Below are 24540 nucleotides of genomic sequence, written 5' to 3'. Positions count from 1 at the left end.
GACCACGGATTGCCTACCACTGGATCGAGACAGCACCACGTCCACCTGCAACGCTGCGCTCGAGCCCGATACCGCCGCCTGCATTGGCGATAATCGCATAGCTTTTGCCGTCATAAAGCAGTGCTGTTGCGCCGACTGCAAACGCGTTGGCGCCCTCGAAATTGCCGTAGCCGGCCGAGAGCGCGAACTTGCGTCCCTGTTGCAGCTCCGGCATCGAGCCGGCCGCGAGTGCGACTGCGGTGCCGCTGCGCGCCTCGAGCCGGTTGTCCATCACCTGCGATTGCAACGAGGTCACCTGCGACTGCAGTGAGGTGATGCTCGCCGGATTGAAGCTCGACGTTGCCAGATTGCCGGCCGCATCGGTCGTCACGAAGGACACCGGTCCACTCTGTGCCGCAAGACTGGCCGCCGACGCGACGCCGGCCATGCGATAGGTGTTGCTGGCGGTCCCGATCGCAACCTGGTTGACAGCCGTTGCTGTCGCACCGGAGCCGATGGCGGTGGAGTTCGAGAATCCCGCAGTCGCACCAGAACCGATTGCCGTTGCGCTCGCGGCAGACGCAGTGCTGCCCTGTCCATAAGCCGCCGCGCCGGCAGCGGTAGCGTTGCTGCCAGCGCCGATTGCGGTGGCATTGGATGCCGAGGCAATAGCACCATTGCCGAATGCGGAACTGCCGGCGGCGGTACTTGCCTTTGCCCCATCGCCAACGGCGGTGTTGCCGAGCGCTGCCGCCGAATCTGCGCCGACGGCAATCGATCCGGTCGAGACTGCACCGGTGCCGATGGCAATCGCATTGGCGCCCGTGCCGGCGGTCGCGCCGTCGCCGATCGCGACAGCGCTCGCCCCAGTGGCGTGGGAATTGTTGCCGGCCGCGAAGGAGTTGCCGCCGCTTGCGGTCACCGCGCTGCCCAATGCAGTCGAGTTGGTGTTGCTGGCGTTCGCGGCGTTCCCGATGGCTGTTGATGAAGCGCCCCCCGAGGAACTGCTGAGGCCGATCGCAACCGATCCAAATCCGCCCGACGTTGCGCCCGTTCCGAGAAAGCTGCCGTCGCCGCCCCCGATCGCGACGCTGTAGTTTCCGAGCGAACTGGGACCGCTGCCAAGGCTACCCGAGCCAATTGCCGTACTCCACCTGCCGGCGCCGGCCGGCGTGCTATTGGAGTTGGTACCGATGCTGGTGATGCCCTGGTTAACCGTCGATAGACCGGCATTTGCACCAATTGACACGCTGAGGTCGTTGGCCACCGCGTCACTCCCCACCGCGGTCGCACTGTTGAAAAGCGCAATTGCGTGGTCGCCAAAGGCGGTGGAGAAGTTGTCGGCCCGGGTATTATCGCCGATTGCGATCCCGTTGGTGCCGGGAGTCCCTTGGGCCGAGCAGGTGCCCTGGAAAAAATTTCCACTGGAATAGCATTGGGCGGCGGCCGGAGACATTCCGAGGAGCAAAGCCATGGCCGCGAGAGCCGCCAGGTTGACCAGCGCGGCGATCACGCCGGAAGCGTCGCGGTCAATGCGGGGCGAAGAGCGGTGCATGCTGCCCCCATCAGTCGCTCCCGGTTGCGGACAACTGATCGGCATCTTGTCGCTCTCCACTGGTCCAAGCCTCCACAACGGTGGGACAGGGCCACAGACGGGACATCAACCGTTCGGTTGAGTTCGTCCGCGCGTGCGGCGCCGACAGCCCGCTTTTTTCCGACTGTTGCTGGATTGCATCGCGAAAAGTCTCGACGATGAGAGTCGACGCCGCAGGCAGACCGCGAGAACAGCGAGAACGCTCGTGATCTTTGCTAGCTCGCCCAGTTGTCCCGGAACTCGGGAAACAGAGTCAGGCCTCCGCAGGCATAGATGGTCTGCCCGGTGATGTAACTGGCATCCTCCGACGCGAGGAAGGCGAACACGGCGGCGATCTCTTCCGGCGATCCGACACGTCCGAGCGGAATGTGGCTGCTGACCACGCCGCGCTTTTCCGGATCGCCGGTCCAGGCCGCGTTGATCGGGGTGTCGATCGCACCGGGCCCGACTGCATTGACGCGAATGCCGCGCCCCGCGAATTCCAGTGCCAGCGTGCGCGTCAGATTGGCCATGCCGCCCTTGCTGATGGAATAAGCGAGATAGCCGGGTTTTGGGATGATCTGGTGCACGCTCGAACAGTTGATGATGCTGCCGCCTGCGCCGCGCGCGACGAAATGCGCGAGCGCCTTCTGAGCGCAGAACACGGCGCCGTTGAGATTGACGTCGATGATGCGGCGGTAGGTTTCGATGTCGAGCGCTTCGCTCGGCGATTCCCGCTGGAAGCCGGCATTGTTGACGAGGCAGTCGAGGCGCTTCCAGCGCGCCAGAATCGTCTCGAACATCGCGGCGACGTCTTGTTCATTGCCGACATCGGCCTTGACGATGATGTGATCGAGCCTGCCGTGGCCGCGATCACCGGATGCCGTCCGCGCGAGCGCGAGTGTCTCCTCGGCCCCTTCAGGGTGACCGAAATAGTTGATGGCGACGGTCGCGCCCTCCTGGGCGAGCCGGACGGCGACGGCGCGGCCGATGCCTTGGGAGGCGCCGGTCACCAGCGCGTACTGGCCGACAAGACGCGAGTGAAACGAGGTCGAGCGATCGGTTTGTGGCATGAGTTTTCTCCGGGATGCCCTGATCAGCGACGGAACCGGCTTTTTGTTCCATCTTTCAGCGCAACACTGCGATTCATTCGGCGCGGCGCGCGAATGGCGAGGTCAGGATCTGATACAGGATGATGGCACCAAAGGTTGCGGTGCCGATCCCACCGATCGTGAAGGCGCCGAATTTGAGCGTGAGGTCGCCGGCGCCTGCGGTGAGCGCGACCGCGACGGTGATCAGGTTTGCCGGACTTGAGAAGTCGACCCTGTTCTCGACCCAGATCCGGCCAGCCATCGCGGCGATCAATCCGAACAGCACGATCGAGAGCCCACCGATGACGGGACCCGGGATCGACAGGATCAGCGCGCCGAATTTCGGCGAGAAGCCCAGCACGATCGACACCATCGCCGCGAAGGCAAACAGCAAGGTCGAATAGACCTTCGTCGCGGCCATGACGCCGATGTTCTCGGCATAGGTGGTGACGCCGGTGCCGCCGCCGCAGGCCGCCACGATGGTCGCGAGGCTGTCGGCGAGCAAGGCGCGGCCGAGATAGTCATCGAGGCTCCTGCCCGTCATGGCGCCGACGGCCTTGATGTGACCGAGGTTCTCGGCGACGAGGATGATCGCGACCGGCGCGATCAGGACGATCGCATCGGTCTGGAAGGTCGGCGTGGTAAAACTCGGCAGGCCGATCCACGGCGCAGCCGCAAGCGGGGTGAAGTCAATCGACTTGCCGAAGCCGAGGCCGTTCGCGAACAGCAGGTACAAAAGATATCCGCCGATCGCGCCGAGGATGATCGGCAGGCGGCGCCACAGGCCAGGTGCAGCAACGGCAACCACGCCAATGATCAGAACGGTCGCGAGCCCGATTCCTGTGTCGAATGCGCCGGCGCTCACCGCCTTGACCGCCACGGGCGCGAGATTGAGGCCGATCGCGGCGACCACGGCGCCGGTGACGGCCGGCGGCAACAGCCTCTCGATCCAGCCAACCCCCGACCACATCACGATCAGCGCGATCACGCCGTAGAGGACGCCGGCCCCGACGATGCCACCAAGCGCAACCGACAGGTTCGGGTTCGGCCCGTGCCCAACGTAGCCGGTGGCGGCGATGACGACCGCGATGAACGCGAAGCTCGAGCCGAGATAGCTCGGCACGCGCCCCGCGACGATGACGAAGAAGATCAGCGTGCCGATGCCGGAAAACAGCACCGCAACATTGGGATCGAACCCCATCAGCAGCGGCGCGATGATCGTCGAGCCCGACATTGCGACGCAATGCTGGAGACCGGAGACGATGGTCTGGCCAATCGGCAGCCGTTCCTCGGGCATGATCACGCCGGAGGACTTCAGCGTCCAACGCGGGAAATAGCCTTGCGCTCGCGGTTCGGAGCCCGTTGCAATCGGCATGTTCCCCCCAGTTGCGGTGCAGCGACCGATCTTCGTGCGAACAGACAAAAATGTGATTGTCGCTTCTGCGGCGTCCATCACATGATGCAAATCAAACAAGATCAATACGTTCCGGGGCCTATTCTATGACACAGATTGCGATCCAGCCAGGCATCCACCGCCGGCACCAGCCCTGGTACAAGATCCTCTACATTCAGGTGCTGATCGCGATCGCGCTCGGGGTGCTCATCGGCTATTTCTATCCCGATCTCGGCAAGGCCCTGAAGCCGCTCGGTGACGGCTTCATCGCGCTGATCAAGATGATGATCGCGCCGGTGATCTTCTGCACGGTGGTGCACGGCATCTCCTCGATGGGCGACCTCAAGCGCGTCGGCCGGGTCGGGCTGAAGTCGCTGATCTATTTCGAGACGGTCTCGACCGTCGCGCTCGCCATCGGCCTGCTTGTCGGCGAGATCCTCCAGCCCGGACACGGCTTCAACATCGATCCCGCCACGATCGACCCGAAATCGGTGGCGACCTACGTCACCAAGGCCAAGGAAGAAGGCATCGTCGCCCATCTGTTGGCGATCATCCCCGACAGCTATCTGGGCGCGATCGCGCGCGGCGACCTGTTGCAGGTGCTGCTGATCTCGATCCTGTCGGGCTTCGCTATCGCATTCCTTGGCAAGGCCGGCGAGCCCATTGCGGAAGCGATCGACAAGGCCGCAAAGATGTTCTTCGGCATCATCCGCATCATCGTGCGCGTCGCCCCGATCGGGGCGTTCGGCGCGATGGCGTTCACCGTCGGCGCCTACGGCCTCGGTTCGCTGCTCAACCTCGCGGCCCTGATCGGCACGTTCTATCTCACCAGCATCCTGTTCGTGGTGGTCGTGCTCGGCGCAATCGCGCGGCTCGCCGGCTTCTCGATCCTGCGCTTCATCGCCTACATCAAGGACGAGCTCCTGATCGTGCTCGGCACCTCGTCGTCGGAGACGGTGCTGCCGCAGATGATCCAGAAGATGGAGCATCTCGGCGCCTCGCGTTCGGTGGTCGGCCTCGTCATTCCGACCGGTTACAGCTTCAACCTCGACGGCACCAACATCTACATGACGCTGGCAACGCTGTTCCTGGCGCAGGCGACCAACACTCATCTGACCATCTGGCAGGAGCTCGGCATTCTCGGCATCGCCATGATCACCTCGAAGGGCGCCTCGGGCGTGACCGGAGCGGGCTTCATCACGCTCGCGGCGACGCTCTCGATCGTGCCAGACATCCCGATCCAGTCGATCGCGATCCTGGTCGGCATCGACAAGTTCATGAGCGAATGTCGCGCGCTGACCAATCTGATCGGCAACGGCGTCGCCTGCGTCGTCATCAGCATCTCCGAAGGCGAGCTCGATCGCGATGCACTGCACGAGACCATGGCCCATCCGCTGGAGATGGGTGAGGCGCTTGAACCGGGCGGCAGCGCCGCCTCCTAAGCCGCGCAGGTTTGGCTGAGCCCGGTTCCAACGCGGTAGTTTCCCGGAGTGGTCAATTGGCGCGGCGCGAGTCACAACAATTGCGTTGGGATCACGGATTGATACTCATCTTTTTCCACCCGACGCGCTGGGGGCAGGGCGTCGGGTTTTTGTTAATCAACGATGGGCAGCCCACTTAGCCCGCCAGCTCGACCCTGCGCGTGATCCCGATCGCCTGCAAGAACCCCTCGTCATGACTGACGACGAGCAGCGCGCCGTCATAGGCCCTCAGACCTGCTTCGACGGCCTCGATGGATTCGATGTCGAGATGGTTGGTCGGCTCGTCGAGGATCAGCAGGGACGGCGGCGTCGCTCCGCCCAGCTAGCAGGCAAGGCCAGCGCGAAACATCTGCCCGCCGCTCAAATGTCCTACGATCTGCAAGGCGGCATCGGCGCGGAACATGAACCGGGCCAGGGCAGCATGGCATTCATTTGCACTCGCCTTCGGATGGAAGCGCCCAAAATTGTCCAGGATGGAGATCGCGGGATCGAGCAGACTGACCTTCTGATCGAACAGCGCAAGGTCCGGCTTGACCCGCACGGTGCCGGAGAGCGGATGCAGTTCGCCGGCGACGAGTTTCAGCAGCGTCGTCTTGCCGGCTCCGTTGGGCCCGACGATTGCCACCCGCTCTGGACCGACGATCGCGAACGATAGATCGCGCAAGACTTTCCGATCCGGCTGATAGCCGGCGCTGACGCAATCCAGCCAAACCACTTCCCTGCCCGCCGGCAGCTGGGTCGAGGGCAGCTTCACCGACAGCGGCTGAAGAATCTCGATGCGCCGGCGTGCCGTATCGACGGCCTCAAGCGCATCCGCGCGCCGCCGCTCGGCGATCTGCGCGTTCTTGCCGCCGGTGTCTTCGCTACGGTCCTTGCGCGCGCCGGCCAGGATGCGCGGCATGTCGCCCTTGGCGCGCTTCTTCCTGCCGCCGCTGTCCTTGCGCGCCTTCCGTTCGGCCGCCTCCTGCACCTTGCCGTCAATCCCGGACAGGCGCCTCTCGGCATGTGCGAGATCATGCCTGACCAAGGCGAGCTCAATGGCCTTCTGCTCGCGATACCTGCTCCAGTTGCCGCCGTATCGCGTCGCTCCGAGCGACGTCAGCTCGACAATCGCATCCATCGTCTCGAGCAGGCTCCGATCGTGGCTGACGACGATCGCCCCACCGCGCCAGGACGCAAGGAAATCGATCACGGCCTTGCGCCCCTCCCGATCGAGATTGTTGGTGGGCTCGTCGAGCAGCAGGAAATCCGGCTCCGCGAAGATCAGCGCGGCGAGACGAACCCGCGTGACCTGCCCGCCCGACAGGCGGTCGAGCTCGATGTCCGGGGCGACATCGAACCCGACACGCGCAAGGGCGGATGCAAGCCGTGTTTCGAGGGTCCAATCGACCTCGGAGACCTCCTCGGCCGAGGCATCCCCGCGCTCGGCACGGCGAAGAAGATCGAGCGCCGCTCGCGCACCGAACAGGTCGATCACCTTCGCGCCCGTAAGCGGCTGGACGTCCTGGCGCAGCAGACCGACGGTTCCGTTGACGGCGACGCGCCCCGACTGGGGGATGTGCTCGCGCGAAATCGCTGCAAGCAGCGTCGTCTTTCCGACGCCGTTGCGGCCGACAAGGCCGGTCCGCTCGGCGCCGAACGTCAGATCCATGTTGGAAAAAAGAGAGCGGCCGTCAGGCGTGGACAGCGACAGGCTGGACAGGATGATTGAAGCAGGCATGGAATTCCCCGTGAGCAAGGCAGGTCGGCATTGCGGTCGGGGTAAAATCCATGGCTCTCGAATATCCTGATTGAGGGCTCTCTAACTATTCCCATCAAAGGGCGAGATCAAGGCGAGGCTCGCAGGGACGACGGCGCGCGGGAAGCGCTGTCGTCCCCGCCGGCCTGCGCGATCAGCCCTTGAGCGCAGTGACCACGACCTCGATCAGCGCGCTGCCGCCAAGATCGGCGACGCCGACGGTGGCGCGGGTCGGCAGGTTGTCGCCGAAGAACTCGACCCAGACCGCGTCCATCTCCTTCTTCTTGGAAAGATCCGTGACGAAGATCGAGGTGCTCACGACGCGCGACTTGTCCGTCCCCGCTTCCTTCAGATAGCCGGCGATCTTGCCGAGGATGTTGCGGGTCTGCTCGCCCATCGAGACCGAGGTGTCGTCGGCGATGGTGCCGCCAATGAAGACGAAGCCGTTGGCCTCGACGGCGCGGTGCATGATGGGCGTGCGGATGCTGCGGCTAATGCTCATGATGTCCTCTTGTTGCTAGAGCGTGGAAGGATGGAAACGGTCGATGCCGAGATCGCCGATGCGGGTTTGGGTGCCGCCGTTGACGATCAGCTCCGCCATGACGGCGCCCGCGCCGGGGCCGAGCTGGAAACCGTGCAGCGAGAAGCCGAACTGGTGATAGAGGCCCTTGTGGCGGCTGCTCGGCCCGAACACGGGCAGATCGTCCTTCGTCTTGGCCTCGATGCCGGCCCAGGCGCGGACGATCGTCGCGCCGCGCATCACCGGGAACAGCTCGAACACGGTGCGGGCGCTGGTCGCGAGGCTCTTCCAGTCCAGGACCGTCTCGTTGCGGTCCCGGTACGGAGTTGCCAGATGGCCGCCGCCGATCAGCACCGTGCCGTTCTTGAATTGCTTGAAGGACAGTTTGCGGCCGCGCAGGATCACGACGGGGTCGATGAAATGCGGCACGTGCGAGGTGATCATCAGCATCGGCGCCACGGTCTCGACCGGAACGGGCTCACCGAGCGCGGCTGCGATGGTCCCGGCCCAGGCGCCGGCGGCGTTGACGAGCACCGGCGCGGCAAAGCTCTCGGCTCCGACATCGACATGCCAGAGGCCGTCGGTGTGCCGGATGTTCGTGGCCGCAATGCCCTCACGCACGGTCGCACCGAGCTGCTCGGCCTTGCGCCGGAACGCCGTCGTCGCCTGCGCCGGATTGGCGGCGCCGTCGCGGCGCGAGACCACGCCGCCGGGACAGGTCTCGGCGACCGCAGGCACGAGGCGCCGCAGCTCGGCCGCATCGATCAGCTCCTCGTGGGTGAAGCCGAGCGCGTTAAGCTCGGCCACACGTGCACGGCAAATCGCGAGTTCCTCCTCGTTCTCTGCGACGAGGACCTGGCCATAGCTCTCAAAGCTGCAATCGTCGTCGAGGAGATCGGTGATCTTCTCCCAGATTCCCATCGAGCGGATCGAAAGCGGGATTTCCGGGATGTGTCGCGCAAGCTGGCGGACGCCGCCGGCGTTGACGCCGGAGGCGTGGCGGCCGGCGTAGTCCTTCTCGATCAGCACCGGCTTCAGGCCGGCGAGACACAGATGCAGCGCAGTCGAGCACCCGTGGATGCCGCCGCCGACGACGATCGCATCCACGTTTTGCGTCATCCGCGCACCACCGCCTTGATGTCGTCTTCGTTCTTCGGAACCGCGGCAAGCTCGGCGAGCGTGATCGGCTTGACCGGCGCGCGCAGCCGGTAATAGCCGATCTCCTGCGGGCTCTTGCCCCGCGCCTGCGCCATCAACTCGGTGACCGTGAGGCCGCAGAGCCGGCCCTGGCACGGACCCATGCCGGTGCGGCGATAGGCCTTGAGCTGGTTCGGCCCGGTCGCGCCGATCGCGACGGCGTCGAGAATATCCTTTGCGGTGACCTCCTCGCAGCGACAGACGATGGTGTCGCCCGCTGGAATGCGAAACTGCGGCGCCGGACGGAACAGTGTGTCGAGGAAAACGCGGCCACGCTCGGCCTTGGCGAGATCGGCGCGGAGGCTCGCCATCGGCGCAAGTCTTGTGGCGGCCGCAGGCGCCAACGCCTCGACTGCCGCGCGTGCCGCGATGCGGCCGCGCACCACGGCTGCGCTCGCGCCGCCGATGCCGGCGCCGTCGCCGGCAATAGCAATGCCGGCGACCGACGAATTGCCGCTGGCATCGAGCACCGGCGACCAGCACAATTGCAGATCATCCCAGCGATGCTCGATTCCGGCCGCCATCGCCAGATTGACGTTGGGCACGACGCCCTGATGCAGCAGCAGGAGATCCGCGGGAATGGTGTCGCGCTTGCCGCCGGCGACATAGCTCACGCTCGCGAGCTGGCCGTCGCCAGATGCCGAAAGCTCGGTGACGCCGGAGACGACCTGTACCTTCGCCTTCACCTCGCGCATCATTGACAGGCCCTTGGCGAAATAGGGCGAAGTCAGGAAGGCGAACGCGTGGGGGAGAGCCGCAAAATAATTACCGCGCTCGGTGGTGTCGAGAATGCGATCGATGCGGCCGCCCAGACGCAATATCTGCGCGGCGAGCAGCCAGAGCAACGGCCCCTGCCCCGCGATCACCGCGCGGCCATCCGGCACCAGGGCCGATGATTTCAACATCGTCTGCGCGGCGCCCGCGGTCATCACGCCCGGCAGCGTCCAGCCCGGAATCGGGAACGGCCGTTCCAGCGCGCCGGTCGAAAGGATCACGCGCTTCGCCTTGATGAACGCGGACGCGCCGCCGATCGAGACGGCGATATCGAGGTTGCGGTCGAGGCTCCAGACGGTGGCACGGTGGATGACCTCGGCGTCGCTCGCGCGCAGTGCCTGCACGAGATCGGCGCCCACCCAATAGTCGGCGCCGAGCTGATCGCGCTCGGTCACCGGCGTCGAGGCGATGGCGCGGAACACCTGGCCGCCCGGCCCGACATTCTCGTCAAGCAGCAACGTCGACAGGCCGGCTTCGGCGGACGTCGCAGCGGCGGCAAGGCCGGCAGGCCCGGCCCCGATCACCACGACGTCGTATTCTTCGCGCTTGGGAGCCACAGTCATTTTCCGATCTCCCGCTTGCCCTTCTGAATCTCGATCTGCATGCCCTCGGCGACCGGCACCAGGCAGCCCTGTCGGTTGCCGACGCCATCGATGGTGACGAGGCAATCGAAGCACACGCCCATCATGCAATAGGGCAGACGCGGCGCGCCGCTCACCGCGGTCGAACGGCGTGCATCGCAGCTCGAGGCCAGCAGCGCCGCGGAGACGGTGTCGCCCTGCCGCGCCGCGACGGCAACGCCATCGACGAAGATTTGCACCGGCGGCCGTTTGTCCTGTTCCGATCGTTTGAACATCCTGGCTCCTTCAATATCTCTAGTAGCCGCTGTTGTTCGCAGCACCGGCGGCGCCAAAACGGCTGGCCGAGAACGCGCCGACCAGCTCCGGCTCGAGCGCGCCCTGCGCGACCATCCGCGCAATCTCGAACGCGTGGTTGGAGGCGAGCGTCACGCCGGAATGGCAGCAGGCGACAAAGGCGCCGGGATGCGTCTCCGACTGGTCGTAGATCGGAAAGCCGTCCTGCGGCATCACGCGAATGCCGGCCCAGCTCCTGACCACGTTGAGCCGCGCGAGATGCGGAAACATCCGCTGGGCGCGATCGGTCATCACGGCGCTGATCGAATGCTTCAGCGCGCGATCGTCGAGCTCGTCTTCCTTGCTGTCGCCGATCATCACCGTGCCCTCGTCGGTCTGACGGATCGTGGTCAGCGGATGCGGCAGGAACGGCATGGTGCGCTCGGTCACCACGATCTGGCCACGGGTCGGGCCCATCGGGGCGTAGAGACCGACCATCGGCGCCAGCGTCTGGTTGGCATTGCCGGCGGCGAGCACGATCTTGGCGGCACGGAGCTCGCCCTGCGGCGTCGTCAGGCGGAATTCGCCGCCGCTCTTGCTGATCGCCGAGACCGGACGTTCCGGAAGATAGTCGATGCCGAATGCCTTGAAGCCGGTGTGGAACGCACGAAACGTGCGCAGCGAATTGACGTGACCGTCGAGCGGACAATAGCTGCCGCCGGAGACCTCGGGCCCGATCAGCGGCAGCGCCTTCTTCACCTCGGACGCCGGCAGCATCTCCATCTTGTAGTCGGCGGCGCCTGTCTGGTTGTGCATGCGCTTGACCAGCTCGGTGCGCTGGCCGAATTCGTCCTCGCCGAGCGTGAGATGAAAGCCGCCATTCTGCTGGAGAGAGACATCCAGGCCGGTCTGTTGCTTCAACTCCGAGGCGAGCCTGCTCCACGCCTGTGACGCCTGCACCGTCCACACGGTATAGGCCGGCATGCCGAGTCCCTTGCTCTGCACCCAGACCAGCGCAAAGTTGGCACGCGAGGCACGCTTGGTGATGTCGCCTTCGTCGAGCACGGCGACGCGCTTGCCGAGCCGGCCGAGGCCCCAGGCAATGGCGGAGCCGAGCAATCCGCCGCCGACGACGGCGACGTCGTAATCTGTTCGCATGGATTCTCCTATCGCCCTGTATCGCCCTTGCCGGCGAGCACGCGGTCGAGCCCGTAGAAGCGGTCGAGCAGAATGAGAGCGGTCATGGTGATCGCGATCACGCAGGCCGAGACCGACGTCACCAGCGGATCGATGTTGTCCTGGATGTACAGAAACATGCGCACCGGCAGTGTTTCGGTGCCGGGTGCCGCGAGGAAGACGGTCATGGTGAGATCGTCGAAGGACTGGATGAAGGCGAGCGCCCAGCCGCTGATGACGCCGGGCAGGATCAGCGGCAGCGTCACGCGGCGGAACAGCGTCCAGCCGCCGGCGCCGAGCGAGACCGCCGCCATCTCGACCGAGAGGTCCATGCCGGTCGCCGCCGCCAGCGTCAGCCGCAGCGCGAACGGAAACACGATGATGACATGCGCGATGATCAGCGCGGCGAAGCTGCCGCCGAGGCCAGCCGAGGTGAAGAAGCGCAGGAACGCGATGCCGAGCACGACATGCGGGATCATCAGCGGCGACAGGAACAACGCTGCCAGTGCGTCGCGACCGCGGAACCGATAGCGCGCGATCGCCAGCGCCGCAGGCACAGCGAACAGCAGCGCCACGAAGGAGGACAGTGCGCCAAGGCCAAGACTGACCCAGAAAGCATGGACGAATTCGGGATAGTTGGCGATCGCCCTGAACCAGCGCAACGAAAAACCGTTTGTCGGCAACGACAGGAAGCCTTCAGGCGTGAACGCGACGAGGCAGACGACGAGGATCGGCGCCACCATGACGATGACGAAGATGGTGTGGAAGATCAGCGCGAGCGGGCCGTTCCGGCTCATCGGAACACCTCCGCGTAACGGCGCTCGATCAGTGCGTTGCTGCCGACGACGATCAAGACCAGCGCGGCCAGCAGCAGCGTGGCGACCGCCGCACCCAGGGGCCAGTCTAGCGTGTTGAGGAACTCGTCATAGGCGAGCGTCGCCGCGACCTTGAGCCGGCGGCCGCCGATGATCGCGGGCGTCGCAAACGCACTGGCCGAGAGCGAGAAGACGATGATCGCCCCCGACAGCACGCCCGGCATGATCTGCGGCATGATGATGCGGCGGATGATGGTCACAGGGCCGGCGCCGAGCGACATCGCGGCATTCTCGATCTGCGGATCGAGACGCTGCAGCGCCGCCCACACCGACAGCACCATGAATGGCATCATCACATGCGCGAGCGCGATAACCATTCCAGTCTCGGTGAACATGAAGGGGATAGGCGCGCGGATCAGCCCGGCCGACATCAGCAGCTTGTTGACGAGCCCGTTGTTGCCGCCGAACAGCAGCGCCCAGCCGAGCGTCCGCGCCACCACGGAAATCAACAGCGGCCCCAGGATGACCAGCAGGAAAACGCTCTTCCAGCGTCCGCCCATGCGATTGAGAATGTAGGCTTCGGGCGCACCGAGCACGGCCGTGAGCAGCGTGGTCAAGATCGCGATACGAAACGTCCGCCCGAACATCTCGGCGTAATAGGGATCGGTTACGATCTCATGCCAGTTCTTGAGGATGAAGACCGGCTCGATGCCCTTGTATTGACCCCAGTCGTGGAACGACAGCATCACAGTCATGGCCAGCGGGATCAGGAGCACGCCGACGAACAGCATCAAAGCGGGCGCGGTCAGCGCCCAGGGCGTGCGTGCGTTTCGTTCCTCGGCGGAAGCGCTCATGCGACGCCCCTCACGCCCATGTCCTCCGGCCGCCAGGTGAGGTGAATTGCCTCGCCTTCGACCGGCTGCGACCGGCCGTCATTCTGGCGGATCACGGTCGCCGGGCCGCATTCGCTGTCGCACTGGAACAGCCAGTGATTGCCCTGGAAAATGCGCGTGACGATCTTTGCGCTGAGGCCAGCGTCGCCAAAGTCGATCCGCTCGGGGCGAATGCTGATGGTGACGGGCCCGCTGCGCCCGGCGGGCGCAGGCGCGCTCCAAGAGCCGGCGATCAATCGCGCAGGGGCACTCGTCCGATCGATCGTCGCGGCAAAGTCGTTGGTCTTGCCCAAAAACTGCGAGACGAAGGCCGAGGCCGGCTTCTCATAGGTCTCCTGCGGCGTGCCGATCTGCTCGATCCGGCCCTGGCTCATCACCACGATACGGTCGGACAGCGACATCGCCTCGTTCTGGTCGTGGGTGACGAGGACCGTGGTGGTGCCGATGGTGCGCTGGATCTGGCGCAGCTCGATCTGCATCTCCTCGCGCAGCTTGGCGTCGAGATTGGACAGCGGCTCGTCGAGCAGCAATACGCTCGGCTTGATCACCAGCGCGCGCGCCAGCGCCACGCGCTGCTGCTGGCCGCCGGACATGCGGCGCGGATGACGCTCCTCGTAGCCGGCAAGCCCGACCATCGCGAGCGCGGCGCGGACGCGCTCGGTCCGTTCGCCGCGCGGCACATTTCGCATCTCGAGGCCGAAGGCGACGTTCTCGGCCGCGGTCATGTGCGGAAACAGGGCGTAGCTCTGGAACACGATCCCGAGCCCGCGTTTGGCCGGATGGATCGCGGTCAGGTCCTTGCCTTCGAGCCGGATCGCGCCGCGGGTGGGATCGAGGAAGCCCGCGATCATTTGCAGGGTCGTTGTCTTGCCGCAGCCGGAGGGGCCGAGGAAGGAGATGAACTCCCCCTTGCCCACCGCGAGACTGAAGTCGTCGACGACGGTCTGCGCTCCGAATTGCTTGGCGACCCCTTCGAGCTCGAGATAGGCCATCGCACTGTCTCCGCTATGACCGATCAGCGCTCGACCTCGCGATTCCAGCGCTTGGTCCATTCCTCCCGCTTCTCGTTGATGACCGTCCAGTCCGGATTATACAGCTTTGCGGCCCGCTCGCCGATCGGCGCCATCTTGCCGAGCTCCGGCGGCACCACCAGCGATTTCAACACCGGGCCGTAGCCGTAGTCCTTCAGCAACACGAGCTGGATTTTCGGGTCGAGCAGCATCTTGATGAAGCTCGACGCGAGCGGCGAGGTGCTTGGCTTGGTGATGGGACAGGCGGTGGTCAGCAGTGTCGCGGCGCCTTCCTTCGGATAGACAAAGTCGACGGGGAAGCCGGTATTGGCAAAGCTCTGCACGCGGCCCGTGCCCCACACCGCGATCACGGCCTGGCCGGACTGAAACAGCTCGGTCATCTTGCCCGGCGACGGCTCATAGGCGAGTACGTTTGGATTGATCTGCTCCTTGAATATCTTGAAGCCGGAATCGACATTGGACTCGCCGCCACCGTTCATCTTCGACAGCATCACCAGCGCCTCGAGGCCATAGGTGTTGTTGATCGGCGGGATCACGAGTTGCTTGGCGTATTTGGTGTCCTTCAAATCGTTCCAGGAGGTCGGCGGCGCCCAGCCCTTCTCCGCGAATACCTTAGTGTTGTACATCAGGCCGGTCGCGACGATGCCGATCGCGACCGCGCGATCATCCTTGAAGCGGGCGGTGTCGTAGAGATCGGCCGGCAGGCCGTCGAGCTTGCTGCAGAAGCCGAGCTGGATCGCCTGGTACATCGGGCCGTCGTCGACGATGGCGACGTCGATCTGCTGGTTGCCCTTTTGCGCCTGCAGCTTTGCCAGCGTGTCGGTGGAGTTGCCGGCGACGTACTCGACCTTGACGCCGTTCTCCTTCTCGAAGGCCGGGATCACCTCGTCGCGGATGGTCTTCTCGAACGAGCCACCATAGCCGGCAACATAGAGTGTCTTTTGCTGGGCCGTGGCGACCGACGGGGCGGCAATGAGAGCCGCGATGCTGACCGCTGTCAGAAGGCGAAAAGTCTTCATGTGGTCCGATCTCCATACCGGGATGAGGTGACGTGCCGACGAGTCTCGTTGGATGAACCTTCCGCATTTCCTTCCGCGCAAATCCCTCTCCGACCAGGGCTCCGGCCCCTGCGCGGCGGGTTTTGGCGCGATCCGGAGGTTCGAACCCCTCCAATCTGCCGAAAAAGCGGGCTGTCTCCAGCTCTGATGAAAAAGATCGCAAACTCTGGCTTCCATCGTCCAATGAATAATGGCACCATCTGCATGCCTAAATGTTATGAATGGAATTGGGATGGCGCGGATCAATTCGCGGCAGGTGGAGGCCTTCCGGGCAACGATGCTGACCGGCAGCGTGACTGAGGCGGCGGCGCTGATGACCGTGACGCAGCCGGCGGTCTCTCGCTTGCTCCGGGACCTCCAGGCGCTGCTGAAAATGGAGCTGTTCGAACGGCGCGGGACCGGCCTCGTGCCGACCGCTGCGGCAATGGCGCTCTACACCGAAGTCGAGCGCTCCTTCGTCGGCCTCGAACGCATCACCGCGGCAGCCGAGGAAATCCGCGGCCGCCGCACCGGCTCATTGCGGATCGCAGCACTTCCAGCATTGTCGAATGGCTATTTGCCGCGGCTTACCGGGCACTTCCTGAAGGAGCGGCCGAACCTCAACCTCGCTTTCTTCGGCGTGATCTCGCCGATCGTGGTCGACTGGGTACTGAACAATCAGTGTGACGTCGGCTTTGCCGAGGTGCCGATCGCGCATTCGGGCCTTCCGAGCCAGCGGCTGCCTGCGCCGGCGCGGGTCGCCGTGCTGCCGACAGGTCACCGCCTCGCGGAAAAGGAAGTTTTGGAGCCGCACGACTTCGAGGGCGAGACCTTCATCTCGTTGTCGGCGGGCTCGTCGAGCCGTCACCTCGTCGATCAGATCTTCCATCGTCACGATGTCCGCCGCGTGCTCAGGGTCGAGACCGCGCTGTCGGAGATCATGTGCGGCATGGTGTCGTCGGGGCTCGGGGTTGCGATCTGCGATCCCTTCACCGCGCAGGAATTTTCCACCCGCGGCGTCGTCGTGCGCCGTTTCCTGCCGCGCATCGACTTCGAATTCTCAGCGGTCTTTCCGGCGCAGCGCAGCCCCTCGCCGGTGGCGCTGGATCTGGTCGAAACCATGCGCAAGGCGCTCGCCGAATTCGACGAGCCACCCCTCAGCCGTTGAACGCAGCCTGCGCTTCCGGCAGGTCCCAGATCTTGCCGATCGCAGCAGTCCCCGCCGCAGTGATCGCCCCCTCGTCCGCGCCAAGATAGCGGCCGGCATCGACCAGCATGCGACCGTCCACCATGACCTGATCGATATTGGCGCGATTGGCGAGCGCGATCATCGCGCGGCGCGGATCGAACAGCGGCTGAAGATGCGGATGAGTGAGATCGACCACGGTGAGGTCGGCGGTCGCGCCGGGCTCGATCCGGCCGAGATCGGGCCGCTTGATGACATCGGCGGCGATCGCCGTGTTCGCCTCGATCAACTCGGGCGAGTTCGCGACATCGGCGCGCGCCGAGGTGATCTTGGAGATCAGCGACGCGGCATTGAGCTCGCCGAGCAGGTCCATGTTGTAGCCGTCGGTGCCGACCACGGTGCGAACGCCGTGCTCCGCGAACCGGCTAAACGCGGCGGTGACGCCGGCGCGCGCGAATACGCGCGGGCAGTTGAGAACCGTCATGCCGCGCGCGGCCATCAGCTTGAGATCGTCGTCGGTGCTGAACATGCAGTGCGCCGCCATCAGATCGGGCGCCAGCAGGCCCAGCCAGTCGAGATATTGCGCCGGCGTGCGGCCGCCATAGCGCTTGCCGATGGTCTCGACCTCGGCGCGGCTCTGCGCCATATGCGTCGTGATGGGCACGCCAAGCTCGCGCGCCCGCGCGGCACAGGCCTTCAAGAGATCGGGGCCACAGGTGTCGGTGGCGTGTGGGCTCATCGCCAGCCCAATGCGGCCATCGCCGCGATTATTCCAGCGCTGGTAGAGCGCGTCCCACGTCGCCATGTCGGCAGTGCCGTCGTCGCCGGAATAGCGAACCACGCCGTCGGCACCTGCCTTGGCATCGGACGTCGAGAACAGATAGGGCGCGCCGTAGAAGCGAATGCCCATCTCCTCGGCGGCGTCGAACATCTCCGGGATCGAGTTCCGGAACGGCTCCATCACCGTGGTGGCGCCGCCCTTCAAGAGTTGAAGAATGCCAAGCCGCGCGACCGCCATGCGCTCTTCCACCGACAAGATATCTGCGCCGCGCTTGGTCAGCGGCAGCAGCACCGTATAGACGATGCTCTGGTTGTTCTTGCGGCCATTGCCGTCCTCGGTGTGGCTGCGCGCCACCGCTTCGGAGAAGCAGTGATTGTGCAGGTTCAACAAGCCCGGCAGCAGGAAGCGGCCGGGACGGTCGTAGGTTTGATCCGCGCGCGGCTTGTCGCGCGTCACCGCGGCGATCCTCTTGCCTTCGATCAGCACCCAATGGTCGCGCAACACGTCCTGCGCGCCGTCCTTGCGTGACAGCACATAGCTGCCGAAGATTGCGATCGAGCTCATGCGGGGCGTACGTTCCAGAAGACGGCGGTGCCGTCGAGAATGCCGGTGATGGCTTTGCGATAGGCGGTCGGCTGCTTGTACAGGCCGATCGGAATATAGGGAATTTCCTGAAACGCCACCGCCTGAATCTCGCGGCAGATGCGCTGCTGCTCGGCGAGTTCGGAGGCCGCCAGCCATCGGCTGCGCAGGCCGGCCATCTTCTCGCTCGCATACCAGCCGGCGACCTTGCCCTCGCCACGGATGTTGGTGTTGCCGGCCGGATTGAGCCAGTCGATGCCCTGCCAGTTGCCGACCGCGGCGCTCCAGCCGCCCTGCCCGATCGGATCCTTCTTGAGCTGGCGCTGCAACACCACGGCGAAATCGAGCCCGGCATATTCGACGTTCATGCCGGCCTTGCGCAGTGAGTCGACCGCGATCTCGCCGAGCGGCTTCTGCGCCAGTGAGTTGGTGGGGACGAGCACCACGATCTTCTCGCCATTATAGCCTGCGGCCTTGAGATCGGCCTTCACCCTGGCGTAGTCACGCGGGCCGCGGAACACGTCGAGGCCGACCTCGCTCGCCATCGGCGTATTCGGCGCGAAATAGCCGATCGGGGAGACCTGGAAGTTCGGATCGGTACCGGCCACCGCGGTCATGAAGGCGGATTGATCGATCGCCCCCAGGAGCGCGCGGCGAACGGCAGGGTTGTCGAACGGCGGCTGCAGATGATTGAGGCGCAGCATGCAGGCATAACCCCGGGGATCGAGAATGCGCGTCTCGATGTCGCCGGCAGCCTTGATGATCGGCAGCAGGTCGTGCGGCGTGGTCTCCTGCCAGTCCTGCTCGCCGGTCTGCAGCGCGGCGACGCCGGTGCCGGCATCGGGCGTGGTGGTCCAGACCACGCGGTCGTAATGCACGATCTTCGGACCCGCGGTCCAATCCGGCTTGCCGTCGGTGCGCGGCTGATAGCGCTCGAACCTGGCATAGGCGTTGCGCGCGCCCTGCACGCGCTCGTCGGCGAGATAGCGGAACGGGCCGCTGCCGATCACTTCGGTCACCGGCTTGAACGGGTCCTGGCTTGCCAGCCGCTCCGGCATCATGAAGCATGCGTTGATCGCGGCCTTGCCCAGCGCCTGCGGCAACAGCGGGAACGGACGCTTGAGGCGGAAGCGGATGGTGCGGTCGTCAGTGGCCAACAGCTCGTCAGTCGCCTCCATCAGCTCGCCGCCAAAGCCGTCGCGCGCGGCCCAGCGGCGGATGCTGGCGACGCAATCGCGCGCGAGCACACGCTCGCCGTCGTGCCAGAACAGGCCGTCGCGCAAGCTGAGGTCCCATTGCAGGCCGTCGCCGGAGACGACATGGCCCGACAGCATCTGCGGCGAGACCTGGAGCGAAGAACTCATGCCATAGAGCGTGTCGTACACCATGAAGCCATGGTTTCGCGACACCTGCGCCGTGGAATAGATGGGGTCGACGAAGGCGAGGTCGATCACGGGAATGAAGCGCAGCGTGGTCTGGGATTCGGCGCGTACGATGCCCGGGAATGACAGCACCGGAGCGGCGGCAGCGGCTTTCAACAGGGAGCGGCGGGAGATCGGCATTACAAGAAGTTCCTGAAGAGATCGAACTGCAGCATTGGCGTTTCAGATATTCAACAAAACCGCGCCGATCGCAGCGGCCACCGCCTGCTGCGCCGGCTCGACCACGGGAACGCCGATGGCATCCGCAATCGCCGCGCGATGCGACGCCATGCCGGCGCAGCCCATCACCACGACATCGGCGCGGCATTGCGAGACCAGCGCGCGGCCGGCTTCGATCAACCGCCCCCGGATGTCCGCGCCTGCCGTCTCGGCCGCGCTCGCGCCGACCGACCAGCTTCCGGCGTAACGGCTATCGACACCCATGACGCGCACCATGCGCTGCTGGCGACGAATGCTCGACGGAGACAGCGCGATGATTCCGAAACGTTCGCCCAGCATCAGCGCGCGAAAGATGCCGCACTCGGCGATGCCCATCACCGGGCGCCCGCCGGCCGCTTCGCGCACCGCATGCAGACCGGGATCGCTGAAGCAGGCCAGCACGAAGGCATCCGCATCGTCGCGCGTGACGCGATCGACTAGCGGCATGACCACGCTGTCGGCATCGCGCTGCGAACCGATGCCGGGCGGCCCCTCGGCAAGGCCGACGACCTCGATTTCAGGTCCGCCGGCGAGGCGCAGCGGCGCGACGGCGTCATCGATCGCCGCCGTCACCGATGCGGAGGAGTTGGGGTTGATGACGAGGATGCGGGTCATGGCGTGGCTCAGCTTTTTCCGGCCTCGTGGCGCAGGAAGTTGGCCGCGATCTTCTCACCGGTCGTGATCCAGACGTCCGGGCACGACTTTACGTAAGTCAGGAACTCACGCAGCAGGCGCAGCCGCATCGGTCGGCCGCTGCATTGTGGATGCAGCACGGTCGTTACCATCGCGCCCCAGTCGCGGACTTCGTCAAGCTCGTCCTTCCAGATCGAAAGCACATGCTCCTTGGGGAAAATCGAGCGCGGGCTGAAGCGCGCGGACAGGCCGTGCATCCAGTCGTCATAGCTTGCGGTCACCGGCAGCTCGATCGTGCCCGGCTTGCCGTCGGCGAGACGATGCCGATAGGGCCGCACGTCGTCGCGAAACGAGGAGGTGTAGATGATGCCGTGGCGCACCAGCGCCACCCGCAGCTCCTCGGTAAACTCGCCATAGGGCGCGCGATAGCCCGTCGGCCTGACGCCAAGCCGGCGCTTGAGCGCCTCGAAACCGCGCTCCAGCTCCTCTTCGATCCAGGGATCGCCGGGATCGGGCAACAGATGGTGATAGCCGTGGTGGCCGATCTCGTGGCCGGCCTTGAGAATGGCCTCAGCCATCGCCGGATGCGCGTCGACCGACCATCCCGTGACGAAGAAGGTCGCCTTGAGATCGAGCTGGTCGAGCAGCTCCAGAAGTTTCGGCGTACCGACGCGCGCCTCATAGCCGCCATAGCTCATGGTGATGAGCCGCTGCGCGTGACCTGCGTCCTTGCTGGTCCAGGCGCTCTCCGCGTCGACGTCGAACGACAGGAACATCGCCGAATTGTACGGCTTCGGCCAAGGGTATTCCGGCGCAGGATCCGCGGTGTTGGCCGGAACGAGCGGAATGCTCTGGAGTGCCTTACTGTCCAGCATTGATGGTCGCCTTTTCGAGTGCGTTGTCAGTCAGTTTCCACTTGGCGAGCAGCGTCCGATAGGTGCCATCCACGATCAGCGCCTCGACCGCCTCCAGCATGGCTTGCTGCAGCGCCTTTTCCTTGACCGGCAGAGCGATCCCGGTGAATTGCTGCGCAATGGGCTCGCCCACAGTCGCATAGGTGCCGGGCTCGAGGTCCATGATGTAGGGCAGCGTCTCGTTGCCCTGGGCGGCGGCATCGATGCGGCCCTGCCTGAGCTGGGTGCGGGCGTCGGCCGAGCCGTCGGTGCCCACGAACTGGATCGGATTGGTGCCGCAATTCTTCTCGCTCCAGGCTGCGATCTGCGCCGGGAACATGGTGCGGCGGCTGGCACCGACCTTCTTGCCGCAGAGCGCGGCTGCGTCCTTGAACTCCGCCTTGCGCGACTGCTGCACGAAGAACTGCGGACCGCTGCGCAAATAATCGACGAAGGACGCGATCTCGTGCCGGCTGGCATAGTCCGTGAAGCCGGACAGGATGGCGTCCACCCGCCCGGTCGAGATCGACGGCATGAACTCGGCAAAGCTGGTCTCCTGCCATTCGATCTTGACGCCGAGCTTGCGGCCGATGGCCTCGCCGAGATCGATGTCGAAACCGGACAACGCGTTGGTGGCGGGATCGCGGAACTCCATCGGCGGATAGTTAGGCACCAGCGCGACCTTGATGCTGCCGCGCTTGGCGATGTCCGCCGGCAGCTCGACCGCCATGACCGGCGCGCTCATGGCGCCAACCAGTGCCGCCGTAACCAGAAGTCTCTTCATCAATACGCCCCCATGCTAGATCACTGCCGAAAGAAATTCCCTGGTGCGCTCCTCGCGCGGCGCGCCCAAGACATCGGATGCGCGCCCCTGCTCGATGATCGCGCCCTGGTCCATGTAGACGACGCGGTCGGCGACCTCGCGCGCGAAGCCGAGTTCGTGCGTCACGACCATCATGGTCATGCCGCTCCGCGCCAGCTCCTTCATGACCGCCAAGACCTCGCCGACGAGCTCGGGATCGAGCGCGCTGGTCGGCTCGTCGAACAGCATCAGCATCGGCTTCATCGCCAGCGCCCGGGCAATCGCGACGCGCTGCTGCTGGCCACCGGAGAGCTGGGCGGGGTACGAGTCCGCCTTGGCCGACAATCCGACGCGCCGCAGCAGCTCGATCGCCTCGGCGCGCACCTCGTCGGATTTTCGGCCCTGAACCTGGAGCGGGCCTTCGGTGATGTTTTCGAGCGCGGTCTTGTGCGGAAACAGGTTGAAGCGCTGGAACACCATGCCGGTCTTCAACCGCTGCCGCCCGATCTCGCGCTCGGTAAGACGATGGAGCCGCCCGCCCTGCTCGCGCACGCCCAAGAGCTCGCCGTCGAGCCAGATGCCGCCACTGTCGATCGCCGCAAGCTGGTTGATGCAGCGGAGCAGTGTGGTCTTGCCGGAACCGGAGGCGCCGATCAGGCACATCACCTCGCCGGGCCAGACGTCGAGCGTGACGCTCTTGAGAGCCTGGAACTCACCAAAATTCTTGGCGACGGAACGGATGGCAACGAGGGGTTTTGTCATCGCGCAAACTGCAATGTGCCACGCGCAAAACGGCGTTCGAGCAGCATCTGGAGCGGCGTCAGGACCGAGACGACGAGCAGGTACCAGAGCCCGGCGACGATCAGGAGCTCGATCACGCGCGAATTGGCGTAGTAGATGTTTTCGGCGTTGTGCAGCAGTTCCGGATACTGGATGACGCTGGCGAGCGAGGTCGCCTTCACCATGCCGATGAACTCGTTGCCGAGCGGCGGGATCACCACCCGCATCGCCTGCGGCAGGACGATCCGGCGCAGCGCGCGCAAACGTCCCATGCCGATCGCCTGCGCGGCCTCATATTGCCCGATATCGACCGACAGCATGCCGGCGCGCATCACTTCCGACGTATAGGCGCCCTGGTTGATGCCGAGCCCGAGCAGCGCGGCAAGGAACGGCGTCATGACGTCGACGGCGCGCGCGCTCCACAGGCCCGGAATGCCGATGGTCGGAAACACCAGCGCAAGATTGAACCACAGCAGCAGTTGCAGGATCAGCGGCGTGCCGCGGAACAACCAGGTGTAGCCGGCGGCGACCGTCTTCAGCACCGGGTTGGGCGACAGCCGCATGATCGCGACGACCACGCCGAGGAAAATGCCGAGCGCCATCGCCAGCACCGCCATCACCATGGTGTTGACGATGCCTTCCAGGATGACCTTCGCGGTCAGGAAGCGGCTGACATAGGACCATTCGATCTGGCCGCCCGCAAAGGCGCGAACGATCAATGCGATCACAAAAACGATCAGCGCTGCGCTGAGCCAGCGAAACCAATGCGGCTCGCGCGCGATCCGCATCCCCGACAGATCGGGAAAACCCTCCGCGAGTGCCGGTGCCGGCTTCATTGCGGCGCCGCGTTCAGCATGGGCTGGGCGACCGCGTTGGCGCCGAGGCCCCATTTGTCGAGAACGGCCTTGTAGGAGCCGTCGGCGATCATGGCGGTGAGCTTCTCGGTCACCACCTCACGAAGCGCCGCATCGTCCTTGCGGAACATGATGCCCTGATATCCTTTGGCGAAAGGCTCGCCGATCACGCGGTATTTGCCGGGCTCCTGCGTCTGCGCATAAGGCAACGTCTCGCTACCCTGTACGGCGGCGTCGATGCGGCCCTGCTTGAGCTGGTTGCGGACGTCGATCGAGTTCTCGCCCGGCACGTACTGGATCGCCGGCTTGCCGGCCGGCTCGCAATTCTGCTTGCTCCACTTCTCGATCTCGACCGGGAAGCTGGTGCTGCGGGTGGTCCCGACCTTCTTGCCGCAGAGATCGGTCGCAGCCTTGGCTTCGTTCTCCGCCATCACGAAGAACTGCGGGCCGGTCCCGAGATAATCGACGAAATCCGCGGTCTCGCGCCGCGAGGCGCGATCGGAGATGCCGGAGATGATGAAATCGGCGCGCCTGGTCTGGAGCGACGGGATCAATTCGGCGAACGGCGTCTCGCTCCAGACGATCTTCACGCCGAGGCGCTTGGCGAGCTCGTTCGCCAGATCGATGTCGAGCCCAACGAGCTCGTTGGTCGCGGGATCGCGGTATTCCATCGGCGCGTAAGTGGAGTTGACCGTGAGCTTCAACGCGCCCGCCTGCTTGATCTCCGCCGGAAGCTCCGCCGCTTGCGCGGAGGTCATGGCCGCCAACGCTGCGATGCCGAGGAAATACGAGAGGCGTGTCATGTCAGCTCCCTTGCCAACGTTGTTGGAACGTCCT

Annotated in this window: 22 protein-coding genes and 1 pseudogene; 2 read left to right on the top strand and 21 right to left on the bottom strand. The window is 65.1% G+C overall.

The window, feature by feature from the left end; genetic code table 11:
- Positions 1-13 precede the first annotated feature (13 nt).
- The 3 genes from C7G41_RS07490 to C7G41_RS07480 all read right to left on the bottom strand — a co-directional run bounded on the left by C7G41_RS07490 (position 14) and on the right by C7G41_RS07480 (position 4018).
- Positions 14-1534, bottom strand: a complete 1521-nt coding sequence (locus C7G41_RS07490; protein WP_158267993.1) for a YadA-like family protein — start codon at positions 1532-1534, stop codon at positions 14-16.
- Between the two features lie 254 nt (positions 1535-1788).
- Positions 1789-2625 carry an SDR family oxidoreductase gene (locus C7G41_RS07485; protein WP_106941941.1) on the bottom strand — a complete coding sequence of 279 codons (837 nt, stop codon included), beginning with the start codon at positions 2623-2625 and terminating at the stop codon, positions 1789-1791.
- A gap of 73 nt (positions 2626-2698) precedes the next feature.
- Entirely contained in the window at positions 2699-4018 is a 1320-nt protein-coding gene (locus C7G41_RS07480; RefSeq protein ID WP_106941940.1) for a solute carrier family 23 protein, read from the bottom strand.
- A 125-nt stretch (positions 4019-4143) separates the two neighbouring features.
- Here C7G41_RS07480 and C7G41_RS07475 point away from each other — a divergent pair, with 125 nt between their 5' ends.
- The gene (locus C7G41_RS07475; RefSeq protein ID WP_106941939.1) at positions 4144-5478 is read left to right on the top strand and encodes a dicarboxylate/amino acid:cation symporter; all 1335 of its coding nucleotides are present in this window, start codon (positions 4144-4146) and stop codon (positions 5476-5478) included.
- 175 nt (positions 5479-5653) lie between these two features.
- On the opposite strand, the pseudogene C7G41_RS07470 reads toward C7G41_RS07475, so the two are convergent.
- The 10 genes and pseudogenes from C7G41_RS07470 to C7G41_RS07425 all read right to left on the bottom strand — a co-directional run bounded on the left by C7G41_RS07470 (position 5654) and on the right by C7G41_RS07425 (position 15534).
- Positions 5654-7237, bottom strand: a pseudogene (locus tag C7G41_RS07470) (ABC-F family ATP-binding cassette domain-containing protein).
- A gap of 172 nt (positions 7238-7409) precedes the next feature.
- Entirely contained in the window at positions 7410-7757 is a 348-nt protein-coding gene (locus C7G41_RS07465) for a RidA family protein (protein WP_106941938.1), read from the bottom strand.
- A 15-nt stretch (positions 7758-7772) separates the two neighbouring features.
- Positions 7773-8894 (bottom strand): FAD-binding oxidoreductase, encoded by a 1122-nt coding sequence (locus C7G41_RS07460; RefSeq protein WP_106941937.1) that lies wholly within the window; start codon positions 8892-8894, stop codon positions 7773-7775.
- Complete coding sequence (locus tag C7G41_RS07455) at positions 8891-10309, bottom strand: NAD(P)/FAD-dependent oxidoreductase (RefSeq protein ID WP_106941936.1); 1419 nt, start codon at positions 10307-10309, stop codon at positions 8891-8893. The genes C7G41_RS07460 and C7G41_RS07455 overlap by 4 nt, the downstream gene beginning before the upstream one ends.
- Entirely contained in the window at positions 10306-10602 is a 297-nt protein-coding gene (locus C7G41_RS07450) for a (2Fe-2S)-binding protein (RefSeq protein ID WP_106941935.1), read from the bottom strand. The genes C7G41_RS07455 and C7G41_RS07450 overlap by 4 nt, the downstream gene beginning before the upstream one ends.
- A 19-nt stretch (positions 10603-10621) precedes the next feature.
- Positions 10622-11758, bottom strand: a complete 1137-nt coding sequence (locus C7G41_RS07445; protein ID WP_106941934.1) for an FAD-binding oxidoreductase — start codon at positions 11756-11758, stop codon at positions 10622-10624.
- 8 nt (positions 11759-11766) lie between these two features.
- Positions 11767-12573, bottom strand: a complete 807-nt coding sequence (locus tag C7G41_RS07440) for an ABC transporter permease (protein ID WP_027570300.1) — start codon at positions 12571-12573, stop codon at positions 11767-11769.
- The gene (locus C7G41_RS07435) at positions 12570-13445 is read right to left on the bottom strand and encodes an ABC transporter permease (RefSeq protein WP_106941933.1); all 876 of its coding nucleotides are present in this window, start codon (positions 13443-13445) and stop codon (positions 12570-12572) included. The genes C7G41_RS07440 and C7G41_RS07435 overlap by 4 nt, the downstream gene beginning before the upstream one ends.
- Positions 13442-14476: an ABC transporter ATP-binding protein gene (locus C7G41_RS07430; RefSeq protein ID WP_199198240.1), complete on the bottom strand. Its 1035-nt coding sequence runs from the start codon at positions 14474-14476 to the stop codon at positions 13442-13444. Before C7G41_RS07430 ends, C7G41_RS07435 begins: the two co-directional genes overlap by 4 nt.
- A gap of 23 nt (positions 14477-14499) precedes the next feature.
- Positions 14500-15534, bottom strand: a complete 1035-nt coding sequence (locus C7G41_RS07425) for an ABC transporter substrate-binding protein (RefSeq protein WP_106941931.1) — start codon at positions 15532-15534, stop codon at positions 14500-14502.
- 271 nt (positions 15535-15805) lie between these two features.
- Here C7G41_RS07425 and C7G41_RS07420 point away from each other — a divergent pair, with 271 nt between their 5' ends.
- A complete protein-coding gene (locus tag C7G41_RS07420; protein WP_106941930.1) occupies positions 15806-16720 on the top strand; it encodes a LysR substrate-binding domain-containing protein in 915 nt (304 codons plus the stop codon).
- Here the strand turns inward: C7G41_RS07420 and C7G41_RS07415 are convergent.
- The 8 genes from C7G41_RS07415 to C7G41_RS07380 are packed head-to-tail and all read right to left on the bottom strand — an operon-like array spanning position 16710 to position 24506.
- Positions 16710-18083 carry an amidohydrolase family protein gene (locus tag C7G41_RS07415; RefSeq protein WP_106941929.1) on the bottom strand — a complete coding sequence of 458 codons (1374 nt, stop codon included), beginning with the start codon at positions 18081-18083 and terminating at the stop codon, positions 16710-16712. The two genes, C7G41_RS07420 and C7G41_RS07415, sit on opposite strands and share 11 nt — an antisense overlap.
- A complete protein-coding gene (locus tag C7G41_RS07410) occupies positions 18080-19663 on the bottom strand; it encodes an ABC transporter substrate-binding protein (RefSeq protein WP_106941928.1) in 1584 nt (527 codons plus the stop codon). The genes C7G41_RS07415 and C7G41_RS07410 overlap by 4 nt, the downstream gene beginning before the upstream one ends.
- A gap of 42 nt (positions 19664-19705) precedes the next feature.
- Positions 19706-20356 carry an aspartate/glutamate racemase family protein gene (locus C7G41_RS07405; RefSeq protein WP_106941927.1) on the bottom strand — a complete coding sequence of 217 codons (651 nt, stop codon included), beginning with the start codon at positions 20354-20356 and terminating at the stop codon, positions 19706-19708.
- 8 nt (positions 20357-20364) lie between these two features.
- Positions 20365-21249 (bottom strand): polysaccharide deacetylase, encoded by an 885-nt coding sequence (locus C7G41_RS07400; RefSeq protein ID WP_106941926.1) that lies wholly within the window; start codon positions 21247-21249, stop codon positions 20365-20367.
- Entirely contained in the window at positions 21236-22051 is an 816-nt protein-coding gene (locus tag C7G41_RS07395; RefSeq protein WP_106941925.1) for an ABC transporter substrate-binding protein, read from the bottom strand. The genes C7G41_RS07400 and C7G41_RS07395 overlap by 14 nt, the downstream gene beginning before the upstream one ends.
- Positions 22052-22066: 15 nt before the next feature.
- Positions 22067-22831 (bottom strand): amino acid ABC transporter ATP-binding protein, encoded by a 765-nt coding sequence (locus C7G41_RS07390; protein ID WP_106941924.1) that lies wholly within the window; start codon positions 22829-22831, stop codon positions 22067-22069.
- On the bottom strand, positions 22828-23685 hold the full coding sequence (locus C7G41_RS07385) for an amino acid ABC transporter permease (RefSeq protein WP_199198239.1): 858 nt from the start codon (positions 23683-23685) through the stop codon (positions 22828-22830). Before C7G41_RS07385 ends, C7G41_RS07390 begins: the two co-directional genes overlap by 4 nt.
- Complete coding sequence (locus C7G41_RS07380) at positions 23682-24506, bottom strand: ABC transporter substrate-binding protein (protein ID WP_106941922.1); 825 nt, start codon at positions 24504-24506, stop codon at positions 23682-23684. The genes C7G41_RS07385 and C7G41_RS07380 overlap by 4 nt, the downstream gene beginning before the upstream one ends.
- Between the last annotated feature and the right edge of the window lie 34 nt (positions 24507-24540).

Source organism: Bradyrhizobium sp. MOS002, assembly GCF_003020115.1.
Lineage (GTDB): Bacteria > Pseudomonadota > Alphaproteobacteria > Rhizobiales > Xanthobacteraceae > Bradyrhizobium.
Note: the sequence above shows the minus strand (reverse complement) of the source record. Positions and strands in the feature narration are given on the sequence as shown.

Bases quoted from the DNA above. Each gene is read 5' to 3' on its own strand.
- C7G41_RS07430 (WP_199198240.1), bottom strand. From the start codon at position 14,476: ATGGCCTATCTCGAGCTCGAAGGGGTCGCCAAGCAATTCGGAGCGCAG.
- C7G41_RS07410 (WP_106941928.1), bottom strand. From the start codon at position 19,663: ATGCCGATCTCCCGCCGCTCCCTGTTGAAAGCCGCTGCCGCCGCTCCG.
- C7G41_RS07475 (WP_106941939.1), top strand. From the start codon at position 4,144: ATGACACAGATTGCGATCCAGCCAGGCATCCACCGCCGGCACCAGCCC.
- C7G41_RS07490 (WP_158267993.1), bottom strand. From the start codon at position 1,534: ATGCACCGCTCTTCGCCCCGCATTGACCGCGACGCTTCCGGCGTGATC.
- C7G41_RS07480 (WP_106941940.1), bottom strand. From the start codon at position 4,018: ATGCCGATTGCAACGGGCTCCGAACCGCGAGCGCAAGGCTATTTCCCG.
- C7G41_RS07385 (WP_199198239.1), bottom strand. From the start codon at position 23,685: ATGAAGCCGGCACCGGCACTCGCGGAGGGTTTTCCCGATCTGTCGGGG.
- C7G41_RS07485 (WP_106941941.1), bottom strand. From the start codon at position 2,625: ATGCCACAAACCGATCGCTCGACCTCGTTTCACTCGCGTCTTGTCGGC.
- C7G41_RS07415 (WP_106941929.1), bottom strand. From the start codon at position 18,083: ATGAGCTCGATCGCAATCTTCGGCAGCTATGTGCTGTCACGCAAGGAC.
- C7G41_RS07395 (WP_106941925.1), bottom strand. From the start codon at position 22,051: ATGAAGAGACTTCTGGTTACGGCGGCACTGGTTGGCGCCATGAGCGCG.
- C7G41_RS07465 (WP_106941938.1), bottom strand. From the start codon at position 7,757: ATGAGCATTAGCCGCAGCATCCGCACGCCCATCATGCACCGCGCCGTC.
- C7G41_RS07390 (WP_106941924.1), bottom strand. From the start codon at position 22,831: ATGACAAAACCCCTCGTTGCCATCCGTTCCGTCGCCAAGAATTTTGGT.
- C7G41_RS07420 (WP_106941930.1), top strand. From the start codon at position 15,806: ATGGCGCGGATCAATTCGCGGCAGGTGGAGGCCTTCCGGGCAACGATG.
- C7G41_RS07380 (WP_106941922.1), bottom strand. From the start codon at position 24,506: ATGACACGCCTCTCGTATTTCCTCGGCATCGCAGCGTTGGCGGCCATG.
- C7G41_RS07445 (WP_106941934.1), bottom strand. From the start codon at position 11,758: ATGCGAACAGATTACGACGTCGCCGTCGTCGGCGGCGGATTGCTCGGC.
- C7G41_RS07400 (WP_106941926.1), bottom strand. From the start codon at position 21,249: ATGCTGGACAGTAAGGCACTCCAGAGCATTCCGCTCGTTCCGGCCAAC.
- C7G41_RS07450 (WP_106941935.1), bottom strand. From the start codon at position 10,602: ATGTTCAAACGATCGGAACAGGACAAACGGCCGCCGGTGCAAATCTTC.
- C7G41_RS07460 (WP_106941937.1), bottom strand. From the start codon at position 8,894: ATGACGCAAAACGTGGATGCGATCGTCGTCGGCGGCGGCATCCACGGG.
- C7G41_RS07425 (WP_106941931.1), bottom strand. From the start codon at position 15,534: ATGAAGACTTTTCGCCTTCTGACAGCGGTCAGCATCGCGGCTCTCATT.
- C7G41_RS07455 (WP_106941936.1), bottom strand. From the start codon at position 10,309: ATGACTGTGGCTCCCAAGCGCGAAGAATACGACGTCGTGGTGATCGGG.
- C7G41_RS07435 (WP_106941933.1), bottom strand. From the start codon at position 13,445: ATGAGCGCTTCCGCCGAGGAACGAAACGCACGCACGCCCTGGGCGCTG.
- C7G41_RS07440 (WP_027570300.1), bottom strand. From the start codon at position 12,573: ATGAGCCGGAACGGCCCGCTCGCGCTGATCTTCCACACCATCTTCGTC.
- C7G41_RS07405 (WP_106941927.1), bottom strand. From the start codon at position 20,356: ATGACCCGCATCCTCGTCATCAACCCCAACTCCTCCGCATCGGTGACG.